Below are 20,945 nucleotides of genomic sequence, written 5' to 3'. Positions count from 1 at the left end.
TCTTTGCGCTCTGAAAATGACCATTACACTATTTCTTACCAAAATAGTAACAGAATATAAATTAAAAAAACAGATACTGAAATGAAAAAAGGCCTTCATCCAGAATCATACCGTCCGGTAGTATTTAAAGATATGTCAAATGGTGACATGTTTTTGTCTAGATCAACTGTAGCAACTAAAGAAACCATCGAATTCGAAGGTGAAACTTATCCGTTGCTGAAGATTGAAATCTCAAACACTTCTCACCCGTTCTATACAGGTAAATCTACATTGGTAGATACTGCAGGTCGTGTTGACAAGTTCATGAGCCGTTACGGTGACCGTAAGAAGAAATAATTCGATCTTTCGTGAAAGATGAAAAAAGAGGAGATTCTCGCAGAGAATTTCCTCTTTTTCGTTTTCTATATTCCTTAACGTCAAGCATCATCCAACAAGAAATCGGCTATATGACGATGCCTGACACCCTCCACATTATCCTGCCACAAGCTGTCCATGCTAACTACATATTTAGGATAATGGTCGTTAATGGCGAGCAAAGGAGCAAACTCCCTCTCAACAGTGGCCTGTGAAGCTAACTGATACGTTACTTGCACATAAATCTTTTCTTCCCGACGGATGGCTACAAAATCCACTTCTTTATCATCCTGTTTGCCTACATACACTTCATAACCCCTTCTTTTCAACTCCAGACAGACCAGATTCTCCAACATACCTGCAATCAACCGGTCACGATAGCCCATCACGGAATAAATCAAAGAAAGGTCACTTACAAAATACTTTTCATTCGTCTGCAGAATTTCCTTTCCTTTAATATCATACCGGGGAATACGTTGAATGATAAAAGCACTTTCCAATGCATTCAGATAATTATAGATGGTATTCATATCCACCTTCCGTTGCTGACTTTTGAAGTAATCGGCTATATTTTTAGCGTTCAGCTTATTGCCTATATTATCGAAAACAAACTTCACTACCCGTTCGAGCAGTTCCACATTCCGGATATTGTGACGCTGCACCGTGTCACGAAGAATGACAGAAGAATAGATGTCGTAGACAATTTTATAGATAGCCTCATATCCATAATCGGCAGTATGTATGGCCGGAAATCCTCCCATACGGAGATATTTCTGAAATTCCTCCTTCCGGTTGAGCGTCGGATCATTGGCCTGCAAGTCATGGAAAGTCAGATATTCTCTAAAAGACAAGGTCATGACATGGAAAGCGACATACCGTCCCGTTAAATAAGTTGCCAGTTCGGACGATAACATACGTGAGTTGGAGCCGGTCACATAAATATCCGTATCCAAATCTACCAGAAGTGAGTTGACCACTTTTTCCCAACCGTCCACTTCCTGAATTTCATCCAAGAGAATATAATATTTACCCGCATCTCCCGCCTGTCCCCGAATATAAGCATACAAAGCCTTCGCCTCTTTCAAATCTATCCACTGAAAACTTTCAAAATTCAGATAGATGATACGTTCTTCACGAACTCCCCTCCTCAACAGTTCGTCACGAATCAGACGCAGCACTACCGACTTTCCACTGCGACGAATACCCGTTATCACTTTTACAAACGGCTTATCTATAAAAGGAACAATTTGTTCCATATACTGTTCACGATTAATCATATTCAAAAGTTTTTAGGGTTATAAGCACAAAGATATACTATTTTCGGAAAGTTTTTAGGGTTATAACCCTAAATAAATCCATAAATTCAGATTCTTTTAGGGTTATAAGCCGAAAAATAAATAAAAGAAATATGACTAAATCCGATTTATTACCAAATAAAGAAAGTACCTTTACCCGACTAATTAATAAAAAATGGAAATAACCGATTTAAAACAAATGACAAAGGAAGAAGTTTTTAATTTCATCAGACAACGCCTTTCTTTCAGTAAAGAACTGCAAGAACAATTCAGGCATGTGAATAAAGACGATCTCGCAAAAGAACATCGCAGATTCGAAATGTCCGGAAATGAATCAAAGACAGGCCAATGCACGATTTTCAACACAGCGATTCTGAACGAGTTTGCCGATCTTGGCATCTATGATTATACTTCTTACCTTTTTCTCGACTTCCACAATGGCACTCCAACCGTTTATCTCAAATACTTCTCCGAAAATGAAAATTTAGAATATTCATTTACCGGATATACCACAACGGAAATCATCTTTGCAATTCTTGAACTGACTATCTTCTCCGGAAAGCCCAAAAGAAATCGCAGCTAAAAAAAGAATTGCACGGAAAGACAATACGAGGTCAAAAGACTTTTATGGCTTTCATTTAGGCACGGATTACACGGGTTTCACGGTTCCATTAGACTAAAACCGCGAAATCCGTGTAATCCGTACCTAAATAATATCAATCTAATAGATGGTTTTACTTTTGGCTCCCTCCTTTTTATCATCACATTATATTTGCCACCCGTATAGCATATTTACCATCTTTATACCATACTCTCTATTCTCATACCATATTTCCTGCATTTATTTCCTCTTTTCCATCCTATTCCGAAAAAAACATATATCTTTGTCACACGCTTTCTGCCCATCAGCGTGATGAAACAGGCAAAAGCGTTTTTTTATTCCTTAATGGAGTAAATAACGTATTGTCTCTCAAACTTAAAAATTAGCAGTTTTTTCACACCGAGAGATGATACAACAGATACTCCACGTAGATAGTCGTATATCAACATATCGATTAGAGATTTGTTATATATAAACGTTTGGCGTGGGTGTCTGTTGTTTATCATTATCTGGTGAAGGGTGTTGCTAAGCCTTAAGTTTAGATAATGGTACAACAGCACTCACGCTTTTATTGTATCCGGTCGGTTTCAACAATCCTTATACCCCAACCAATTCCCCAGCCGACCGAAATCATAAAAATCGTGGGTGTTCGTTGCACCTCTCCGGACAATACGTTATTTACTCCTTTTTTATAACACATTAAAACAAAAGCGATATGCCAAAATGGATTAGTGTAGAAAAAGCAGTGATTAAGTATCACATCGAAAAAGAAGCGATCCTGCTTTGGGTGGAAATGGGACAATTCCCTATGTTATACATAGACAATGTTCCGAACGTTGACGAAGAATGTATTCTGGAACTCTTTCGCCGAAGTAAAGCCGGCATTACAGCAGAATATATTGATACGCTGGAACAACTGTGCATAGACAAAACGATGGTCTGCGAGAAATACGCCCACATTATTCAATTGAAAGAAAAGGAAATTCAGCTGCAGAAGGAAATAAATACGTTGATAAACGAAATACAGGCAGCAATGAAGAGACAAAACGAACGAATCCGGGATTTGAAAAAAGCGATTGGACAGAATAACAACGTTATACGTAGCGACAGTTGGATAAAAAGGCTGCGCAAAAGGTTTCAATGGTGAATAATTATCAGTGTACCAATTACCATGTGGAACATTATTGCACGGTTTTCACTACAGAGGATAAAGAGGGCCGTCCTTTGCCCTTTGCAGCCTATTTCCATTCCCTCCACAGCTTTCTTTAAACTCCTCCATAAGCTCTTTAAAGCCTATATTCAGACAATGAAAATACAAAATATTTTATTCCATTTATTTAACTAATCATCTATTATATAAGTAATTTTATCCTTTGTAAAGTCAAGTAAATTCACTACATTTACACCACTAACAAGAACTGAAATGCTCACATTTCAGCACAAAGAAATCTGTATGAAAAAAACGATGAAGAATGACAGTTGCCTGACGGTTTCCCGTCGGGCAGCTATTATCCGCCAAGATGCGGAAGAGAATTACGGCACACTGTTGACACTGGGAGAATCTATGCGCCGTGCATACCAAGTAGAAGAACTGATAGACCGGATGAGATGGGACAACGCCGATTTCTGCCTGCAACGAACAGACGGAACCTGCCTTTCCATTACAGGGACACTGACAGAATATGAACACTATTTCGGCCGCCCCTACTACGAAAACCCCTCCAACAGGTTTCTCCCATACTATGACGTGCATTGTAGAAAATGGCTTACGTGTCGAGTGGCAGGGATTGTATTCGGCTCTTCTGTGAAAAAAAATTAATTTCATGGATTAAATAAGGAAAGTTGTAGGACATATACGAAATAAAGTAGTTACTTTGCAACCGCAAGTAAGAGAAAAAATCATGTCAATGCTGCTTCCTTGTTTTTTGACAGAGGCAGTTATCTGTTTTTCCAGCATTGCTTTTTCAGAACTTCGGAATTAAATCTCCCCTGCTCCGAAAATTCCCTATATTACAGATTACATACACGAAGAGAATACTCCGATTCCATCATGAAGAATGAGTACGATATTTGCTGCTTTCCTAAGAAGTGGCCGGATTCTTCGTATCTGTATTTTCAGAAAAATAGAATTTAAAACAGAAACTAATATATTTTATTATGACAACATCTAATTCAGCAAATACCAAACAATCGAACAACGCATCACAAAAGAGAAAACCGATTCATAACGGTTACTTCAATCATCCCACTTCTTCTTCCAGCAATATACCCATGAGTATTTTGATACGGGAACAAGGACTGGAAATATACGGACTATACTGGGTGATGCTCGAAGAAGCTCATGCACAGCTTAAATGCTGCGTCAATATCCAGACAATGGGAATCATCGCCAATATATTCCATGCCCAACCCGAACATCTTGAGCTCCTCTACCACCATTATTTCCGGCGTCCCGGCAAAGGATACAACTCGCATATACTCTATGCCGACTTTTGCGAAGAATCTGCCATCAGAAGTTATTTTCCGCACCCCCTACTGGCATACACCGACAACGAACTGCTGCGGATGATTATGCAAGACGGACTGAAAGCCTACGGACTATATTGGCTTGTGATGGAAAAGCTCTATCAACAGCCACAACATTTTCTGGCACCGCAAACTGCTTCCTTCATCCAGAACCTTTATGATGTGAGCGATGAACTGATGGAAAGTGTATTATACAATTACGGACTCTTTTATCTGGATGAGAAAATGAACCTCCATTCTAAAGCAATAGACGATTATAGGGAAGCACTTGACAACATGGAAGATAAAAAAAAGCGCAACACGAAACCGCACGTCAATAACTCTCTGAAAGCCAACGGAAATGCAGAGGATTTTAACACTCGGGAAATGAAAAATACGTCAAATATACAGAAAAATCCATCCCCCATTATAAATAAAGAAATAAACAAAAAAAATTCTTCTTCTGAAGAAAGCGGAAAAGAAAAAGAAGAAGAAAATGGTTTGAAGGTGACGGACTTGAACGCTGTGACACCCGATATGCGCCCCAACGCATGGGAAGAAAATCTACAGGAGGCAATGAACGACACATCCTGGTATGAAGTCGTAGCCATTCAGTCGGGCATCCCCCGGCTGATGATGGAAGAAAAAGAATGGTTCTTCAACTATTTACGGGAGCAAATCATCTTACGGGGGAATGAAAGCTCGATGAACAGCCTGCACGAAATAAAAAACTATTTCGCCAATCTCACCCGGCAGGGAAGCCATGTGTCATCCACAACGCAGGTGGCACTGAAGAGGTTTCTCAAAAACCGGCAAGAGCAACAGCAATGTTCGCCCTACGAAACCATCACCAACGGAATACGTACCTACGACGGGCATCCCATCCCCGCTTATGCCAAGCCGCGACCTTCGGCGGCACATATCTGGAATCCGGTGACGAACGAATGGACACGATAGCATATTATCTCTCAATCATTTACTAAATATGGATAGATTCAAAGAACTGGGTATTGATACCCACGGTCGCACAAGCGGCAAAATGAAAACAAAATGTCCCTGGTGTCATGCCCAACGGACGGATAAGCGTGATAAATCACTAAGTGTCAACCTCGATACCAAACTGTATTTGTGCCACTACTGCGGCGCACACGGTTCGGCAGCCATATATGCCGGAAAAGGCAGAAAGCTGGGTGATCCGTTGGTCAAATTTCCAACGGCAACAGGTAGCAACTCCAGTTGTCCGCCCTCTGAAAAGCCGCACGGCGACCCAGAGCAAGGGGCACTCACACAGAAGCAAATTGAATGGTGTCGTGACGTCCGCCACATTCCGCCGGAAGTATTGGTGGAAGCTGGCGTGGCTTTCGCCTCCATCTCGATGCCTATATCCGGAAAGGAGAAAGGCTGGGAAAAGAGGGACTGTCTCTGCTTCAACTTTTTCGAAAACGGGGAATTGGTGAACACAAAGTTCCGCGACTCACAAAAGCACTTCAAATTGCTGCAAGGAGCGCGCACCATCCCTTACAACATCGACGCTATCCGCGACACGCCGGAGTGCATCCTCGTGGAAGGGGAATTTGATGCTCTCTCCTACATGGCTGTCGGCCGGACGGATGTCATTTCCGTGCCGAACGGTGCCAACAGTCAACTGGACTGGCTGGACGAATTGTCGGAATCTCATTTCGAGCAGAAACAAGTGATTTATCTGTCGGTGGACACCGACCGCAAGGGACGGGAACTGTGCCGGGAACTCTCCCGACGGCTGGGGGTAGACCGCTGCCGTATCGTCACCTACGGCGAAGCATACAAGGACGCCAACGAACTGCTCGTGGCGGAAGGCCCGGACGCACTACTGAAGGCACTGGAGGACGCGCCCATCCCCCGCCTGGAAGGTACGTTTACGGCAGAAGACTTACGGGAGGGGTTGCACCAACTGTTTGAAGAGGGGTATACTTCGGGCGTGGAATTGGGAATACCGAATCTGGACGAAATCATGAGGCTGGAAACGGGGCGGGTGCTCACCGTCACCGGTATTCCCGGACATGGCAAATCGGACTTTGTAGATGAGATAGTGCTCCGGCTCTGCACCCGCCAAGATTGGCGAGCGGGATATTTCAGTCCGGAGAACACGCCAATCGAGTATCATCATGCCAAACTGGCGGAAAAACTGCTGGGACACCGTTTCCGCAAAGATTTCTCTACGGAGGAGGAATTCGCCCGCGTAGTGGATTATCTTTCGCAACGCGTCTGGCACATTCTTCCGGACGGGGATTTCACACTGGGCAACGTCTTGTCGAAAGCACGCGAACTGGTGCACCGTCACGGCATCCGTGTGTTTGTCATCGACCCGTACAATTACATCAACCATCAGATCCCGGCAGGCATGACGGAGACGGGGTATATCGGCTCATTCATGAATAGTCTGGCACGTTTTGCCCGGCTCAACTCCTGCCTCGTCATTCTGGTGGCGCATCCGAGAAAGATGAACAAGCAATACGGCACGCAGAAAACGGAAGTTCCCACCATGTATGACATCAACGGCTCGGCCAACTTTTTCAACATGACGGACTACGGAATAGTGGTAGACCGTCAGGATGAAATGGGGATCGTGTATATACACGTCGAGAAAACCCGTTTCCGTAATTTCGGAACAAAGGGAAACGCAGCGTTCTGCTACGATGTGACCAACGGAAGATATTCCCCTTGTACGCCACCACCCGAACCGGGCATGCAGGTGCAACCGTGGAAGGGAGCCAAAGACTTATTCTCGTCAGAGGGATGGATTTAGGGATTAAGGCTCTCCCAAATACTTCTCAATCAGCTCCACCTGCAACGGTGTGAGCCAATGTATCCAAAACGCCCAGCCGGTAGCTTCGAGAGCCTCCAGCAGCTCCCGGTTTCGGCGGATGCATTTATTTAAATGTCTTCTTGCCACATCGGCACTTGCATACGGCATATAGAGTAATGCCAATTCCGTTTTCTTCATAGATTTTCTTCTTTTAATTTATTATTTACGTCATGTAAAGATACTGTTTTTTGCGTAGAAATGCAAGCAAATACACAGATATTCAAGCGTTTGCCTTCACTTACCGGCAGATACCGTTTCATGTTTCCTCCCCTGCCGGTTGGGGTATCTTTGCTACTGTAAAAGAGACAGAAAACGTTCGTTTACTGACTCAATAAAATCTTATTTATTCACTTAAAAAGGAGGAAATCAGTATGTTGATTTACAAAGCGGTTCAGTCCAATATCGCATCGAAGGACAAAAAGAAGAAATGGCATCCCTGTCTGATTAAAATGGGAAACGTAGTGGATACGCAAATGATTGGCGAAACGATTGCCGAACGGTCATCACTGACGGCCGGTGACGTGCACAACGTGATCCGAAACCTGATGGCAGTGATGCGCGAGCAGTTGCTCAACAGCAGGACAGTGAAACTCGAAGGATTGGGCACATTTACCATGGTGTGCCAGTCACGCTGCAAGGGGGTGGATGCGGAAGCCGATGTTAGTCCGGCACAAATCACGGGATTGCGTTGCCAGTTTACCCCGGAATATACGCGGGATGCCGGTGGAAATATCACCCGTGCGCTGATTCAGGGAGCGTCATATATCCACGTCAACCAGTTGACGAAAGCACTGGGAGCGGGAAGCGGTGGCAACACCGGAGGTTCGGGTGATGACAAACCGGGTGGCGGTGGTCAGGAAGCGCCCGATCCGGCAGCGTGATAGAATAGGTGATAGAGGATAGTGTGGTATGGAAAGGAGGTGTTGAATTATGAAGAAATCCATTTGGAATACGATTTTAAAAGTCGTCATTGCGGTTGCTACTGCTATTGCAGGCGTCATTGGAGGTCAGAACCTGATGATGTAAAATGAAACAAAAGAGTTGGACGGGAATTTTACCTTAGAAACGGTAAAGTTCCCGTTTTTTTTGTGTTCCATATAAAGGTTAAGAGGCAGGATATGAAAAGACAGGAATATTGAACATAAATAAACAGGAGTTGTTTTAGTATATTATTCGCTATTTATCAACGCAAAACCTCTAAACATCAACGTGGTATATGAAAAAGGAATTTGGATTCGTCCTGGCGGCTGCAATCTTGCTGGCTGGCTGCGGACAGAAAAAAGAAACGACAACGACAACTGCACGTCCCGTAAAGACTACGATTGTCGAGTCAAGATCGATTATCAGAAAAGATTTCTCGGGAATCGTGGAAGCGGTGGAATATGTGAAGCTGGCTTTCCGGGTCAACGGACAAATCATCCAGCTTCCTGTCATCGAAGGACAGAAAGTGAAAAAAGGACAGCTCATCGCGGCTATCGACCCCAGAGACATCGCGTTGCAATATGCCGCCACGAAATCGGCATACGAAACGGCTTCGGCACAAGTGGAACGTAACAAACGGCTCCTCTCCCGGCAAGCGATCTCCGTACAGGAATATGAAATCAGCCTCGCCAACTTCCAGAAGGCGAAGTCTGAATACGAACTGTCTGCCAACAATATGCGCGACACCAAGCTGACAGCTCCTTTCGACGGTTCAATCGAAAAACGACTGGTGGAAAACTATCAGCGTGTCAACTCCGGTGAGGGGATCGTGCAGCTTGTCAATACACACAATCTGCGTATCAAATTCACCATTCCGGATGCGTATCTTTATTTGTTGCGCGCCAAAGACCCGCGTTTCCTTGTAGAGTTCGACACATTTAAAGGACACGTGTTTCAAGCGAAACTGGAAGAATATCTTGATATTTCTACGGATGGCACAGGAATTCCGGTCAGCATCACGATTGACGATCCGTCATTCGACCGCGATCTGTATGCTGTGAAACCCGGTTTCACGTGCAGCATCCGTTTCACGGCAGATGTAGGTCCGTTGGTGCAGGATAGCTGGACGATCGTACCGCTTAGTGCCGTATTCGGCGAAAGCGAAGGGAATAAAATGTATGTCTGGGTGGTAGAAGACAACAAAGTCCACAAACGGGAAGTGACCGTCAACGCCCCGACCGGAGAAGCACAGGCGCTCATCTCGGAAGGTTTGAAACCCGGTGAAAAAATCGTCATAGCAGGCGTATACCAACTAGTAGAAGGAGAATCTATCACAACTGTTGACAGGTGATAGTTGGTAAATGATTATGTAATCATTTATCCGCTGTCATTCATCAATTATCAACGATCATTTATTATGAGTTTAGCCAAATATTCATTAGATAATACGAAAATCATCTATTTCTTTCTTGCTGTATTGCTGATTGGGGGAATCACTTCCTTCGGCAAGCTGGGTAAGAAAGAGGATGCTCCTTTCGTCATAAAGTCGGCGGTTATTATGACCCGCTATCCGGGTGCTGAACCGGCAGAAGTGGAGCGGTTGATTACCGAGCCTATCTCTCGTGAGATTCAAAGTATGAGCGGTGTGTACAAGATAAAATCGGAATCGATGTACGGGCTCTCAAAAATCACATTCGAGTTGCAACCTTCCTTGTCGGCAAGCTCCATTCCGCAGAAGTGGGATGAGTTGCGACGGAAGGTGCTAAATATACAGCCACAATTGCCGAGCGGTGCTTCCGCACCGACGGTTTCCGATGATTTCGGCGACGTGTTCGGCATCTATTACGGTCTGACGGCGGACGACGGTTACACATACGAAGAGATGCGCAACTGGGCGGAACGAATCAAGACACAGGTAGTGACGGCGGACGGGGTGATGAAAGTCGCCCTATTCGGGACGCAGACGGAGGTGGTCAATATTTTTATTTCCACCAATAAGCTCGTAGGTATGGGCATCGACCCGAAACAGCTTGCCAGTCTGTTGCAATCGCAGAACCAGATTATCAATACCGGAGAAATCCGTGCCGGCGAACAACAGCTACGAGTGACTGCCAACGGTATGTATACCACCGTAGACGATATCCGCAACCAGGTGATTACCACCAAAGCCGGACAGGTGAAACTGGGCGATATCGCCGTCATCGAAAAAGGATACATGGACCCTCCATCCAACATCATGCACGTGAACGGCAAACGTGCCATCGGCATCGGCGTCTCCACCGACCCGCAACGGGACGTGGTGCAGACGGGCAAGAACGTGAAAGCCAAACTGGACGAATTGTTGCCACTGATGCCTGTGGGACTGGAACTGCAAAGCCTGTATCTGGAGAACGAAATTGCCAACGAAGCCAACAACGGATTTATCATCAATCTGATCGAATCGATTCTGATTGTAATTGTGATTATCATGTTGGTGATGGGTTTGCGCGCAGGTGTGCTGATCGGCTCGTCACTGATTTTCTCTATTGGCGGCACATTACTTATCATGTCTTTCTTCGGTGTCGGGCTGAACCGTACTTCGTTGGCGGGATTTATCATCGCCATGGGGATGCTGGTGGATAACGCCATCGTGGTAACGGACAACGCACAGATTGCCATCGCCCGCGGAGTAGACCGGCGGAAAGCGCTGATAGACGGAGCAACCGGTCCGCAATGGGGATTGCTTGGGGCTACGTTCATCGCTATCTGTTCGTTCCTCCCACTCTACCTTGCTCCTTCTGCCGTGGCGGAAATCGTGAAACCGCTTTTTGTGGTGCTTGCCATCTCGCTAGGATTGAGCTGGGTGCTCGCGCTGACACAGACCACCGTTTTCGGTAATTTCATCCTGAAAGCGAAAGCAAAGGACGGCACGAAAGATCCGTATGACAAACCGTTCTATCACAAATTCGCCTCCATCCTCCGCACGCTGATTCGCAAGAAAACATTGACACTGGGTTCGATGGTAGTGCTCTTTGTTGCTTCGCTGGTTATCATGGGAATGATGCCGCAAAACTTCTTCCCTTCTCTCGATAAGCCTTATTTCCGGGCGGACGTGTTCTATCCCGACGGGTATAGCATCAATGATGTAGTGAAAGAGATGAAATCCGTGGAAGAGCATCTGGCAAAGCAGCCGGAAGTGAAGAAAGTGTCGATCACCTTCGGCAGCACGCCGTTAAGGTATTATCTGGCTTCTACTTCGGTAGGTCCGAAACCGAATTTTGCCAATGTATTGGTTGAATTGACGGACAGTAAATATACAAAAGAGTATGAGGAAGATTTCGACGCGTACATGAAGGCGAATTATCCGAATGCGATTACCCGTACCAGTCTGTTCAAACTGTCGCCTGCGGTGGATGCCGCTATCGAAATCGGGTTTATCGGTCCGAATGTAGACACGCTTGTGGCGCTCACCAATCAGGCTTTGGAGATTATGCACCGGAATCCGGATTTAATCAATGTGCGCAATTCGTGGGGAAATAAAGTTCCTGTATGGAAGCCTGTATATAGTCCCGAACGGGCGCAACCGTTAGGGGTATCGCGTCAGGGAATGGCACAAAGTATCCAGATCGGAACCACAGGCATGACGCTTGGAGAGTACCGGCAGGGCGATCAGGTGCTTCCTATCTTATTGAAGGATAACACGGTGGATTCGTTCCGCATCAACGACCTGCGCACGTTGCCCGTGTTCGGCACGGGGAATGAAACGACCAGTCTGGAACAGGTGGTATCGGAATTTGATTTCCAATATCGTTTCTCGAATGTGAAGGATTACAACCGGCAAATGGTGATGATGGCGCAATGCGATCCGCGTCGCGGAGTGAATGCGATTGCTGCTTTCAATGAGGTTTGGCCGCTGGTGCAGAAAGAGATTAAAGTGCCGGAGGGGTATACGATGAAGTATTTCGGGGAACAGGAAAGTCAGGTGGAGTCTAACGAGGCGTTAGCCAAGAATTTACCGTTGACGTTCTTCCTGATGTTCGTCACGCTGTTGTTCCTGTTCAGGACGTATCGTAAGCCGACAGTGATCTTGTTGATGTTACCGCTTATTTTTATCGGTATCGTTTTGGGATTGGTGTTGCTAGGCAAGTCGTTCGACTTCTTCTCCATCCTTGGTTTGCTCGGACTGATTGGGATGAATATCAAAAATGCGATTGTACTGGTGGAACAGATTGATCTGGAGGCAAAAACGGGCAAAAAGCCGTTGGATGCTGTTGTCAGTGCTACAACGAGTCGTATTGTCCCCGTAGCAATGGCGTCCGGCACTACCATTCTGGGTATGTTGCCATTGTTGTTCGACGCGATGTTCGGCGGTATGGCGGCTACGATTATGGGAGGTTTGTTAGTGGCTTCGGCACTGACATTGTTTGTTCTTCCGGTAGCCTATTGTGCCATTCAAAGAATCAAAGGCTGATTGCCTTCTCTTATATGAAACTTGAATTTATTGTTTAGATTGAATAAAATGAAAACTCAACTTATAACTCTGTCTCTGCTGCTCCTTGGCCTCACAGCCGGAGCACAGCAGCCCTATCTTAGCCGGGAAGCTTACCGGGATAAAGTGGAAGCTTACAGTCAGATTCTGAAGCAACAGAAACTAAAGACGATGGCAAGTACGGAAGCACGAAAGATTGCTCACACGGGATTCTTGCCAAAAATTGATGTCAATGCGGACGGGACACTCAACATGAGCGACCTTAATGCCTGGAACGAACCGGTAGGCGAATACCGCAACCACACCTATCAAGGTGTATTTATCGTCTCGCAACCGTTGTACACGGGCGGGGCACTCAACGCCCAGCACAAGATTGCCAAAGCGGACGAAAAGCTGAATCAACTAAATGAGGAGCTTACCATCGACCAGATTCATTATCAGAGCGATGCAGTTTATTGGAATGCTTCCGCTTCACAGGCTATGTTGCAGGCGGCGGACAAGTATCAAAGTATTGTGAAGCAACAGTATGACATCATTCAGGATCGTTTCAACGACGGGATGATTAGTCGAACGGACTTATTAATGATTTCCACCCGGTTGAAAGAAGCGGAATTGCAATATATCAAGGCGCGTCAGAACTATACGCTGGCGCTGCAAAAGCTGAATATCCTGATGGGAGAAGAGCCGAACAATCCCGTAGACAGTCTGTACACGATTGACACGGCTTCCGCTCCGGTGCAGATACTTTCTCTGGAGAATGTACTGCAACGTCGCGCGGATTACGAAAGTACGGAAGTAAACATCATGAAAAGTCAGGCGCAACGCAAAGCGGCTCTTAGCCAGTTCAACCCGCAATTGAATATGTATTTCAGCGGTGGATGGGCTACAGCTACACCTAACCTCGGTTATGATGTTTCTTTCAATCCCATCGTCGGCATTAACCTGAATATACCGATCTTCCGTTGGGGAGCCCGGTTCAAAACAAACCGTCAGCAGAAAGCGTATATCAGCATACAGAAACTGCAACAAAGTTATGTGACGGATAATATCAACGAGGAACTTTCTGCCGCCCTAACCAAACTGACGGAAACGGAATATCAAGTGAAAACCGCCAAAGAGACTATGAATCTGGCTAATGAAAATCTTGATTTGGTTTCTTTCTCGTATAATGAAGGAAAGGCAAACATGGTGGATGTGCTCTCCGCGCAATTGTCATGGACGCAGGCGCACACCAATCTGATTAATGCGTATCTGTCGGAAAAGATGGCGGTAGCGGAATACAGAAAGGTTATCAGTGAATAAATTTAGAAACAAAAGAAACTTGTTCACAAAGTCTTAGTCTTATAAAAGAAATCGTCCTGTTATCACGTAACCGTGAAACAGGACGATTTCTTTTTATATCATAAGGATTACAAAATACCGTTTTGCTTCAGGATATCTTCTATTTCCTTATCTGTCAAACTTTCACATTCGGACTTGTCATAGATAGTAAGCAACTTTATTTCCGAATCTATCTCTGTCAGAATCACCGTATAGGTTATCACTCGCGCACCTCCGCTCTTTCCTTTATTCTTCGAAGTAATGGCCATGCGAACCTTACGAAGATTATTCCCCAAGCTGACTCCTTGTTCAGGATTCGCTTTCAGAGATTCCAATAAATTGGCATAATCCAACTTCAGAGATTTGTAATGTTTGCTCAATTTTTTCAATTCTCTCGCAAAACGAGGAGAATACGTTATATCACAACTCATCCAGCAAATCCTCCGCTGGCTTAAAATCCAGCTTACCTTCCAGATTCAACTTCAATTCCTTGCACGCCTCATCAAGGCTTTCCAGAATTTCGGTCTTTGTCCGATAAGGAGTTGCCTCTTCAGCAACCACCCTCACCTGTTCTTCTTCATGATTCAACATTGATCTTATCTTTTTCAGGATAGCTATATCATCCACATCCAGAATCTGACGAATCAGTGCATTCTTTTCCGCCTCTAATGACATTGTGCTCATACGCTTTCCGTTTTTACTGTTATACATTACTCACAAAGGTAGCGTTATCAAATGAGTCTGCCAAACTTGAATGTATAAAAAGTATTTCTCCATGAAGAAATAAGATCTTCAATGATGAAGATTCTCCCCGCTTACGCAAGGAAGGAGATCAACACACCCGCAGCCACGGCAGAACCGATTACTCCGGAGATGTTGCTTGCCATGCAATACTGCAATACGTGATTCTTCGGATCGTATTTCAAAGCAATCTCATTGGCTACACGGCTCGCCATCGGAACGGCACTCAAACCAGTGGCGCCGATAAGCGGATTGATTTTCTTCTTCGAGAAGAGATTTACCAGTTTCACAAAGAAAATACCACCGGTTATAGAAAGTGCAAATGCAAGGAATCCACCGATCACAATACCGATTGTTGTCCAGTTGAGGAATGCTTCGGCTGTCATCGTTGCTCCTACGGACAGTCCGAGGAAGATGGTGGCAGCATTCATGATACTATTAGAAGCGGCATCGAACAAGCGGAATGTGTTGGTTCCGATTTCTTTCACCAGATTACCAAACATCAACATACCCACCAAAGGCACTGCACTTGGCACGAAGAGGGCAACAATAGTAGTTACCACGATCGGGAAGATAATCTTCAACACACGCAGGTTCTTGATTTCAGTCTTCGAAGGGTACTTCTTTTCCTGTTCTTTCATGTTGATGCTCAACTCTTTCTTCGTACAGAACAGTTTCACTACCAGCGGAATAATCACCGGAACGAGCGCCATATACGAATAAGCGGCAATGGCAATCGGGCCCAGCAAATGCGGCGCCAGTTTGATGGTGGTAAAGATGGCTGTCGGACCATCCGCACCACCAATAATGCCCAGAGAAGCGGCTTCCTGTGGAGTGAATCCCATCAGGATGGCTACCAGCAATACGGTAAAGATACCCAACTGTGCGGCTGCACCGAATATAGAAAGATGCAGGTTACGCAACATCGGCCCGAAGTCCGTCAACGCACCGACACCCATAAAGATGATCGGAGGCAGGAAACCTGTTTTAATCAACATATAGTAGATGAAGTTCATGATTCCCAGTTCGTGGGCAATGTCATGCAAAGGCATTTCCCAGATGTTCTTCAACACTCCGTTTACCATCACCATACCATTTTCGTCGGCCTGAATCACGCCCATATCTCCTCCGGGGAAGTTGGCTAGCAACACACCGAAAGCGATGGGGACAAGCAGCAACGGCTCGTACTGTTTCTTAATACCCAAATAGAGCAGAACGAACGCGATGGCATACATTATCAGGAACTGCGGTTCGGCAATGATATTACTGAACGCAGTCATGTCATATAAGTTCTCAAATATTTCGTTCATTATCCTATCTTCATTAATACGTCATCTTCTGAAACAGCATCTCCCGGGTTGACACAGATAGCAGTCACTGTACCGCCAAACTCTGCACGGATGGCATTGTAGGTCTTCATCGCTTCTACATAGCAGATTACATCACCTTCTTTCACAGTGTCACCTACTTGCAAAGGAATTTCCTGCGCACCTTTCACTAAGAAGAACTTGCCTTCCAACGGAGAAAGTACTTCTTTTCCCTCTCCTGCCGGAGCAGTGGCAGCACCCGCAGGAGCAGCAGGTAGTTCGGCATCACCGTATGCTACCGTCACACGATAGGCCTGTCCGTCCACTTGTACAGTCAGCGTCTTCGGTTTGGCATCTTCTTCCGGAGATTTATCTTTTTCGGCACGACGTTTGGCTACATCTTCCAGGAAGTCTTCTTTTGCTTTGCCACTCTTGTAAGCCTCATATTGAGCCGGGTGCATAGCATATTCGAAGAGTTCTTCGTCGTCCTGTCCCACTTCCCATTTGTTCTCTTTCATCAGTTTGCGATATTTGTCGAGAGCATCAGGATAGTTATTCTGCGGATCACCTTCAAAGAACTTACGGCCTTCACGTTCTGCCTTTTCAATGATTTCGGGAGCAAGTTTGCCCGGCAGACGTCCGGCTTTACCCAGAATCATATCCCAGATATCATCGGCAATCATTCCCCAACGTTCTTTTCCTTTTTCCATGGCCATCACGTTCATCATGGCGAGGTTCTTCACGTATTGGCTGAACGGAGTCACCAATGGAGGATAACCGACACGAGGCCATACGTAAGCTACTTCATCAAAGAGCTTGATGAGCAACTGGTCTTGTGTCATAAACGGCAGATTGTGTTTTGCCTTATATTTATTGATTGATTCCAAATTGGATTCGAGGTCGGCCATCAAACTACCCATCATACCGCCGGGAAGTCCGGGAGCAATCAGCAAGGAATTCATCAGACGGTTTTTCGGGCTGATATACAAGCCGAGGAAGTCGTCCATAAATTCCTGAATCATGCCGCGCACTTTCATGTAGGCTTCCATATTGATTTCGGGCACTTGATATCCGGCGTCTTTCAACATCGCCTGCACACTAAGCAAGTCAGCATGGCCTGTTCCCCAGGATAGCGGTTCCATGCCTACGTCGATGTAGTCGCAACCGGCTTCGCATACTTCGAGGATGCTTGCCATATTGAATCCGGGACCTGCATGACTGTGATACTGAACGGGGATTTCGGGATGTGCCGCCTTGATATTTGCTACGATCTTACCTAACGATACGGGACGACCGATACCTGCCATGTCTTTGATACAGATTTCGTCTGCTCCCAGTTTGATAAGTTCCAGCGCCATATTGGTGTAGTACTCTACGGTATGGATAGGCGAATGAGTGATGCAAAGCGAGCATTGCGAAATCATGCCTGCTTCCTTTGCGTATGTGATGGAAGGAGCAATGTTACGCACGTCGTTCAATCCGCAGAACGTACGGGTAATGTCTGTTCCTTGTGCTTTCTTTACTTTGTAGAATAATTTGCGGACGTCTGCCGGAACGGGGCTCATACGGAGTCCGTTCAGTGCGCGGTCGAGCATGTGGGTTTGAATACCGGCTTCGTGGAACGGTTTTGTCCATTCGCGTACCGCTTTATTCGGGTTTTCACCAAACAATAAATTTACCTGTTCAAAACCTCCGCCGTTTGTTTCTACGCGGGCAAAACAGCCCATTTCAATGATGGCAGGAGCTACCTTTACGAGTTGGTCTACACGAGGTACGTATTTTCCGGCAGATTGCCACATATCTCGGAAAACCAAACTAAACTTTACTTCTCTTTTCATGTCTTTCAGTGATATTCTTTATAGATTTATAATTTTTCTACTTTAGTGATTTTTCCTTTACCTTGTGTCACCACATTTACAGCAGCTGTAATGGCGGCTAAGATGTTTCCCGGAACAGGGGCAGGACCTTGCGATGCTTCCCGCTTCACAGGAACCACTTCTTCAGGAGCATACTTGTTGACTAATGTAATCAACAACTTACCTAAACAAATCACAATCAGCAGAATAACAAACACGGTAGCCATTCCGACCACCATCAGCAGGATCGCTGTTTCGATATTTTCCATATAATAAACTATTAGTATTTTAAGTTGTTCGTCTAAAAAGCGTTCGAAAATACCAAATTTTTATTATAAAATAAATTAAGAAAGGAATATAATGTATAAAAACGTCATTTCTCTGATTGGAAAACTGGGGAAGTTTATGATTTATGATTTATAATTTATGATTTATGATTTAGCGTGCCATCCACATCTAAACTAAATTCCCATTTATCTTATTTACTATCTGCTTCTATTGCACAACCCAAATAGTAAATAGTAAATAGTCCAATAGTAAATCGTCCTATCTATCGTTCCTACAAAAAAATGTGAGAGAAAGCCCCTCAACTTTCTCTCACATTCTGATAAAACAATTATTAAATAAAAATACTCAATGATAGACCGGTTCAGCCCTTTTCTGGTTTCATACTCTCTTAACCTACTATTAAACTACCAGATAAAACCGGCCTTGTTAAACCTCTCATGCGCCATCACGGCTTTCATTCTTTTAATTAGCGTAGCAGTCTAGTTGAAAAACTCTTTTTTAAGCCAACTAAGTCTGTTTAATCGGAAAAAACAAGCCTCTAAAGCTCATATCACGTCCGATGAGGGAATCTTTCCGGCTTACGTTTGTGGCAGGAATAATTCATCTGCCGCTGTCTATTGTTTGCTTTGAGCCCTAGTTTGCATTTCTTTTAAAACATTGTTTGTTTTGGGTTAAATTTAAATTTTATAAAAAGCATCTATTGTTTGTTTTGAGTTTAGCTTGTAATTCTCTATAAAACATCTATTGTTTGTTCTGAATCCCGGCCTTATTTCTGCCGGATAATTTCTAATTTCTTCTACTACAACATTTAATCTTCTAATCAATTCTACCGTTTTCTTCAAATATCATTAAATAGCTCATCTATTAGAAAGAGAAGCATCTGTTGTTTTTTTACCAAGAAAAAATGAAGAAAATTTGAAGAAAAACAAAAAAGCCTCTTCTGGATAGTCAGAAGAGGCTTTTTTTATTGCAAAATAATTTCTTTCCCTCGAATTTGATAACTGATCCCACACGATCCAAAGACTTTTTCCAGTGTGGCGTTCAGGTCTTTCGTTAAGACCGTCCCGTTGTAGGTCAGCCCCTCGCATTTCTCATGTCCGACGACTGTTACTTCAAATATATGCTCAATATCTGCCACTACATTTATTAGCGGATCGTCTTCATACCCCAACACCTCGGGGAACTCCGATTCTTCTGCCTTTTTCTCTACCGGCACAATCTTGTTCTCATCACAATGAACGCTTTCCCCGGCAAGCAATGTACGCTTACCTACAGCAGTCTCGACTTGCACACTTCCTTCCTCACAGTTGACGGTCATCTTCTTTCCTTGCTGATCGATGAGGAATTTCGTTCCCAGTACGGTTACGTCGCCGGCTTCTGTACGGACCGTGAATGTCTTGCCTTTGGTTACGTTAAAAGAGGCTTTACCCAATAGTTGCAATTTGCGCTCCCAAAGCCATGTGATATGATTGTAAGTCAGGCGGGAATTTTCCATCACCTGCACAGTACTGCCATCCGGCAATTCATAGTTCATAGCAGTGTTATCAGTCACCACCTTTTCTTCTGCCAGGAAGTAACCGCCTATCCCCAAAAGAAGGACAACTGCCGCTGCCACTCCCCATGAGAAAGAGAAACTTCTCCCCGCACCTTGCTTTCTTCTCCGGCTTAAGGCGATCTTATGGCTCTCCTCACGTTGCAACTTCAGCTTATCACCTATTTCTTTTTTACGAGAAAAGATTTCGCCAACCAGAGGAAGTTTTCCTTCTTCTAAGTATTTATCTAAAGATTCTGTCCACTTTTCCATATCTCACACCTCAATTAAAAATCCACAAATTAGCTGCTACCAACAACAAGAAAGATTTGCTCATACGCTCCCGCAAACTGGAGATAGCCATATGAGTAGTATTGTAAACCGTACGTGAAGTGAGTCCCATCACCTGGGCTATTTCTTCCGGACTCATCTTCTTATAGTACTTAAGATACAATACCTCCCGCTGTTGCTTTGTCAAATTGTTCAGCTCTTTCTGTAAAACTTCCAGCTGTTCTTTTTCCAACTCTGAATGGATAATAGCAGTTTCAATATCGATCTCCAGATCAAACTGATATTCGTTTGTGCCTACTTCATCCAGTGATTTTAATGAGCCACTATTCTCCTTTTTCAGTTCGTTCACTATCATGTGTCTCAACGAAACACATAAGTAAGCGGGTATGGATTGAGGAGCCGTGCAAGTTTCTCTTTTCTCAAAGATGTAAACAAACAACGACTGTATCGCCTCGGTTACCAGAGTCTCATCACCGGCTATCTTCATGCCATATCCATACAGTAAATCTGCATATTGCTCATAAAGCTGCCGGAATGCCTCTTCATCCCCTTGCTGAATTTTATCCCAGGATAGTGTCTTCATTTCTATTCACTCATTTATATGAGATATGTTTTTCCTTTT

Annotated in this window: 21 protein-coding genes; 12 read left to right on the top strand and 9 right to left on the bottom strand. The window is 44.6% G+C overall.

The features are described from left to right. Positions 1–81: 81 nt before the first annotated feature. On the top strand, positions 82–336 hold the full coding sequence (locus LPH68_RS16895; RefSeq protein ID WP_004300906.1) for a type B 50S ribosomal protein L31: 255 nt from the start codon (positions 82–84) through the stop codon (positions 334–336). An 80-nt stretch (positions 337–416) separates the two neighbouring features. Here the strand turns inward: LPH68_RS16895 and LPH68_RS16890 are convergent, their stop codons facing one another. Further along, complete coding sequence (locus LPH68_RS16890; protein WP_004300908.1) at positions 417–1,631, bottom strand: ATP-binding protein; 1,215 nt, start codon at positions 1,629–1,631, stop codon at positions 417–419. Between the two features lie 193 nt (positions 1,632–1,824). On the opposite strand from LPH68_RS16890, the gene LPH68_RS16885 reads away from it, so the two are divergent. The 5 genes from LPH68_RS16885 (at position 1,825) to LPH68_RS16865 (ending at position 7,540) form a co-directional block, all read left to right on the top strand. Next, positions 1,825–2,232 (top strand): hypothetical protein, encoded by a 408-nt coding sequence (locus LPH68_RS16885; protein ID WP_004300910.1) that lies wholly within the window; start codon positions 1,825–1,827, stop codon positions 2,230–2,232. Positions 2,233–2,965: 733 nt separating this feature from the next. Further along, entirely contained in the window at positions 2,966–3,397 is a 432-nt protein-coding gene (locus tag LPH68_RS16880) for a hypothetical protein (protein ID WP_004300918.1), read from the top strand. A gap of 306 nt (positions 3,398–3,703) precedes the next feature. Further along, positions 3,704–4,069: an SH3 beta-barrel fold-containing protein gene (locus LPH68_RS16875; protein ID WP_004311392.1), complete on the top strand. Its 366-nt coding sequence runs from the start codon at positions 3,704–3,706 to the stop codon at positions 4,067–4,069. Between the two features lie 338 nt (positions 4,070–4,407). After that, positions 4,408–5,712: a Lin1244/Lin1753 domain-containing protein gene (locus LPH68_RS16870; RefSeq protein ID WP_151936529.1), complete on the top strand. Its 1,305-nt coding sequence runs from the start codon at positions 4,408–4,410 to the stop codon at positions 5,710–5,712. Positions 5,713–5,740: 28 nt separating this feature from the next. Beyond that, positions 5,741–7,540, top strand: a complete 1,800-nt coding sequence (locus LPH68_RS16865; RefSeq protein ID WP_008644865.1) for a DnaB-like helicase C-terminal domain-containing protein — start codon at positions 5,741–5,743, stop codon at positions 7,538–7,540. A 3-nt stretch (positions 7,541–7,543) separates the two neighbouring features. Here the strand turns inward: LPH68_RS16865 and LPH68_RS16860 are convergent, their stop codons facing one another. Then, a complete protein-coding gene (locus tag LPH68_RS16860) occupies positions 7,544–7,738 on the bottom strand; it encodes a DUF4248 domain-containing protein (RefSeq protein WP_004304415.1) in 195 nt (64 codons plus the stop codon). Between the two features lie 50 nt (positions 7,739–7,788). Here LPH68_RS16860 and LPH68_RS16855 point away from each other — a divergent pair, with 50 nt between their 5' ends. The 6 genes from LPH68_RS16855 (at position 7,789) to LPH68_RS16830 (ending at position 14,291) form a co-directional block, all read left to right on the top strand. Continuing rightward, on the top strand, positions 7,789–7,935 hold the full coding sequence (locus LPH68_RS16855; RefSeq protein WP_008771318.1) for a hypothetical protein: 147 nt from the start codon (positions 7,789–7,791) through the stop codon (positions 7,933–7,935). Positions 7,936–7,971: 36 nt separating this feature from the next. Then, entirely contained in the window at positions 7,972–8,481 is a 510-nt protein-coding gene (locus LPH68_RS16850) for an HU family DNA-binding protein (protein WP_074705404.1), read from the top strand. A 49-nt stretch (positions 8,482–8,530) separates the two neighbouring features. Further along, on the top strand, positions 8,531–8,626 hold the full coding sequence (locus LPH68_RS16845; RefSeq protein ID WP_149939068.1) for a smalltalk protein: 96 nt from the start codon (positions 8,531–8,533) through the stop codon (positions 8,624–8,626). Positions 8,627–8,816: 190 nt separating this feature from the next. Continuing rightward, positions 8,817–9,872 carry an efflux RND transporter periplasmic adaptor subunit gene (locus tag LPH68_RS16840; protein ID WP_004300926.1) on the top strand — a complete coding sequence of 352 codons (1,056 nt, stop codon included), beginning with the start codon at positions 8,817–8,819 and terminating at the stop codon, positions 9,870–9,872. A 66-nt stretch (positions 9,873–9,938) separates the two neighbouring features. Beyond that, complete coding sequence (locus LPH68_RS16835) at positions 9,939–12,971, top strand: efflux RND transporter permease subunit (RefSeq protein WP_074705402.1); 3,033 nt, start codon at positions 9,939–9,941, stop codon at positions 12,969–12,971. 48 nt (positions 12,972–13,019) lie between these two features. After that, on the top strand, positions 13,020–14,291 hold the full coding sequence (locus LPH68_RS16830; protein WP_032851517.1) for a TolC family protein: 1,272 nt from the start codon (positions 13,020–13,022) through the stop codon (positions 14,289–14,291). Between the two features lie 107 nt (positions 14,292–14,398). On the opposite strand, the gene LPH68_RS16825 is transcribed toward LPH68_RS16830, so the two are convergent. From LPH68_RS16825 to LPH68_RS16795, 7 genes are all read right to left on the bottom strand, one after another. Continuing rightward, on the bottom strand, positions 14,399–14,740 hold the full coding sequence (locus tag LPH68_RS16825) for a hypothetical protein (RefSeq protein ID WP_008025994.1): 342 nt from the start codon (positions 14,738–14,740) through the stop codon (positions 14,399–14,401). Beyond that, positions 14,730–14,993, bottom strand: a complete 264-nt coding sequence (locus tag LPH68_RS16820) for a hypothetical protein (protein WP_049703533.1) — start codon at positions 14,991–14,993, stop codon at positions 14,730–14,732. Before LPH68_RS16820 ends, LPH68_RS16825 begins: the two co-directional genes overlap by 11 nt. 131 nt (positions 14,994–15,124) lie before the next feature. Further along, the gene (locus LPH68_RS16815) at positions 15,125–16,360 is read right to left on the bottom strand and encodes a sodium ion-translocating decarboxylase subunit beta (protein ID WP_004300937.1); all 1,236 of its coding nucleotides are present in this window, start codon (positions 16,358–16,360) and stop codon (positions 15,125–15,127) included. Next, positions 16,360–18,195: a biotin/lipoyl-containing protein gene (locus LPH68_RS16810; protein ID WP_230297031.1), complete on the bottom strand. Its 1,836-nt coding sequence runs from the start codon at positions 18,193–18,195 to the stop codon at positions 16,360–16,362. The genes LPH68_RS16815 and LPH68_RS16810 overlap by 1 nt, the downstream gene beginning before the upstream one ends. Before the next feature lie 26 nt (positions 18,196–18,221). Next, positions 18,222–18,482, bottom strand: coding sequence for an OadG family protein (locus tag LPH68_RS16805; RefSeq protein ID WP_004311386.1), 261 nt, complete (start codon positions 18,480–18,482; stop codon positions 18,222–18,224). Positions 18,483–19,465: 983 nt separating this feature from the next. Continuing rightward, positions 19,466–20,305, bottom strand: coding sequence for a FecR family protein (locus LPH68_RS16800; RefSeq protein WP_004304423.1), 840 nt, complete (start codon positions 20,303–20,305; stop codon positions 19,466–19,468). A 10-nt stretch (positions 20,306–20,315) separates the two neighbouring features. Further along, positions 20,316–20,906, bottom strand: coding sequence for an RNA polymerase sigma factor (locus LPH68_RS16795; protein ID WP_004304424.1), 591 nt, complete (start codon positions 20,904–20,906; stop codon positions 20,316–20,318). Positions 20,907–20,945: the final 39 nt, after the last annotated feature.

The sequence above is a fragment of the Bacteroides sp. 1_1_30 genome, assembly GCF_020982715.1.
Taxonomy (GTDB): domain Bacteria; phylum Bacteroidota; class Bacteroidia; order Bacteroidales; family Bacteroidaceae; genus Bacteroides; species Bacteroides xylanisolvens.
This window is presented reverse-complemented; position numbering and strand designations above follow the sequence as displayed.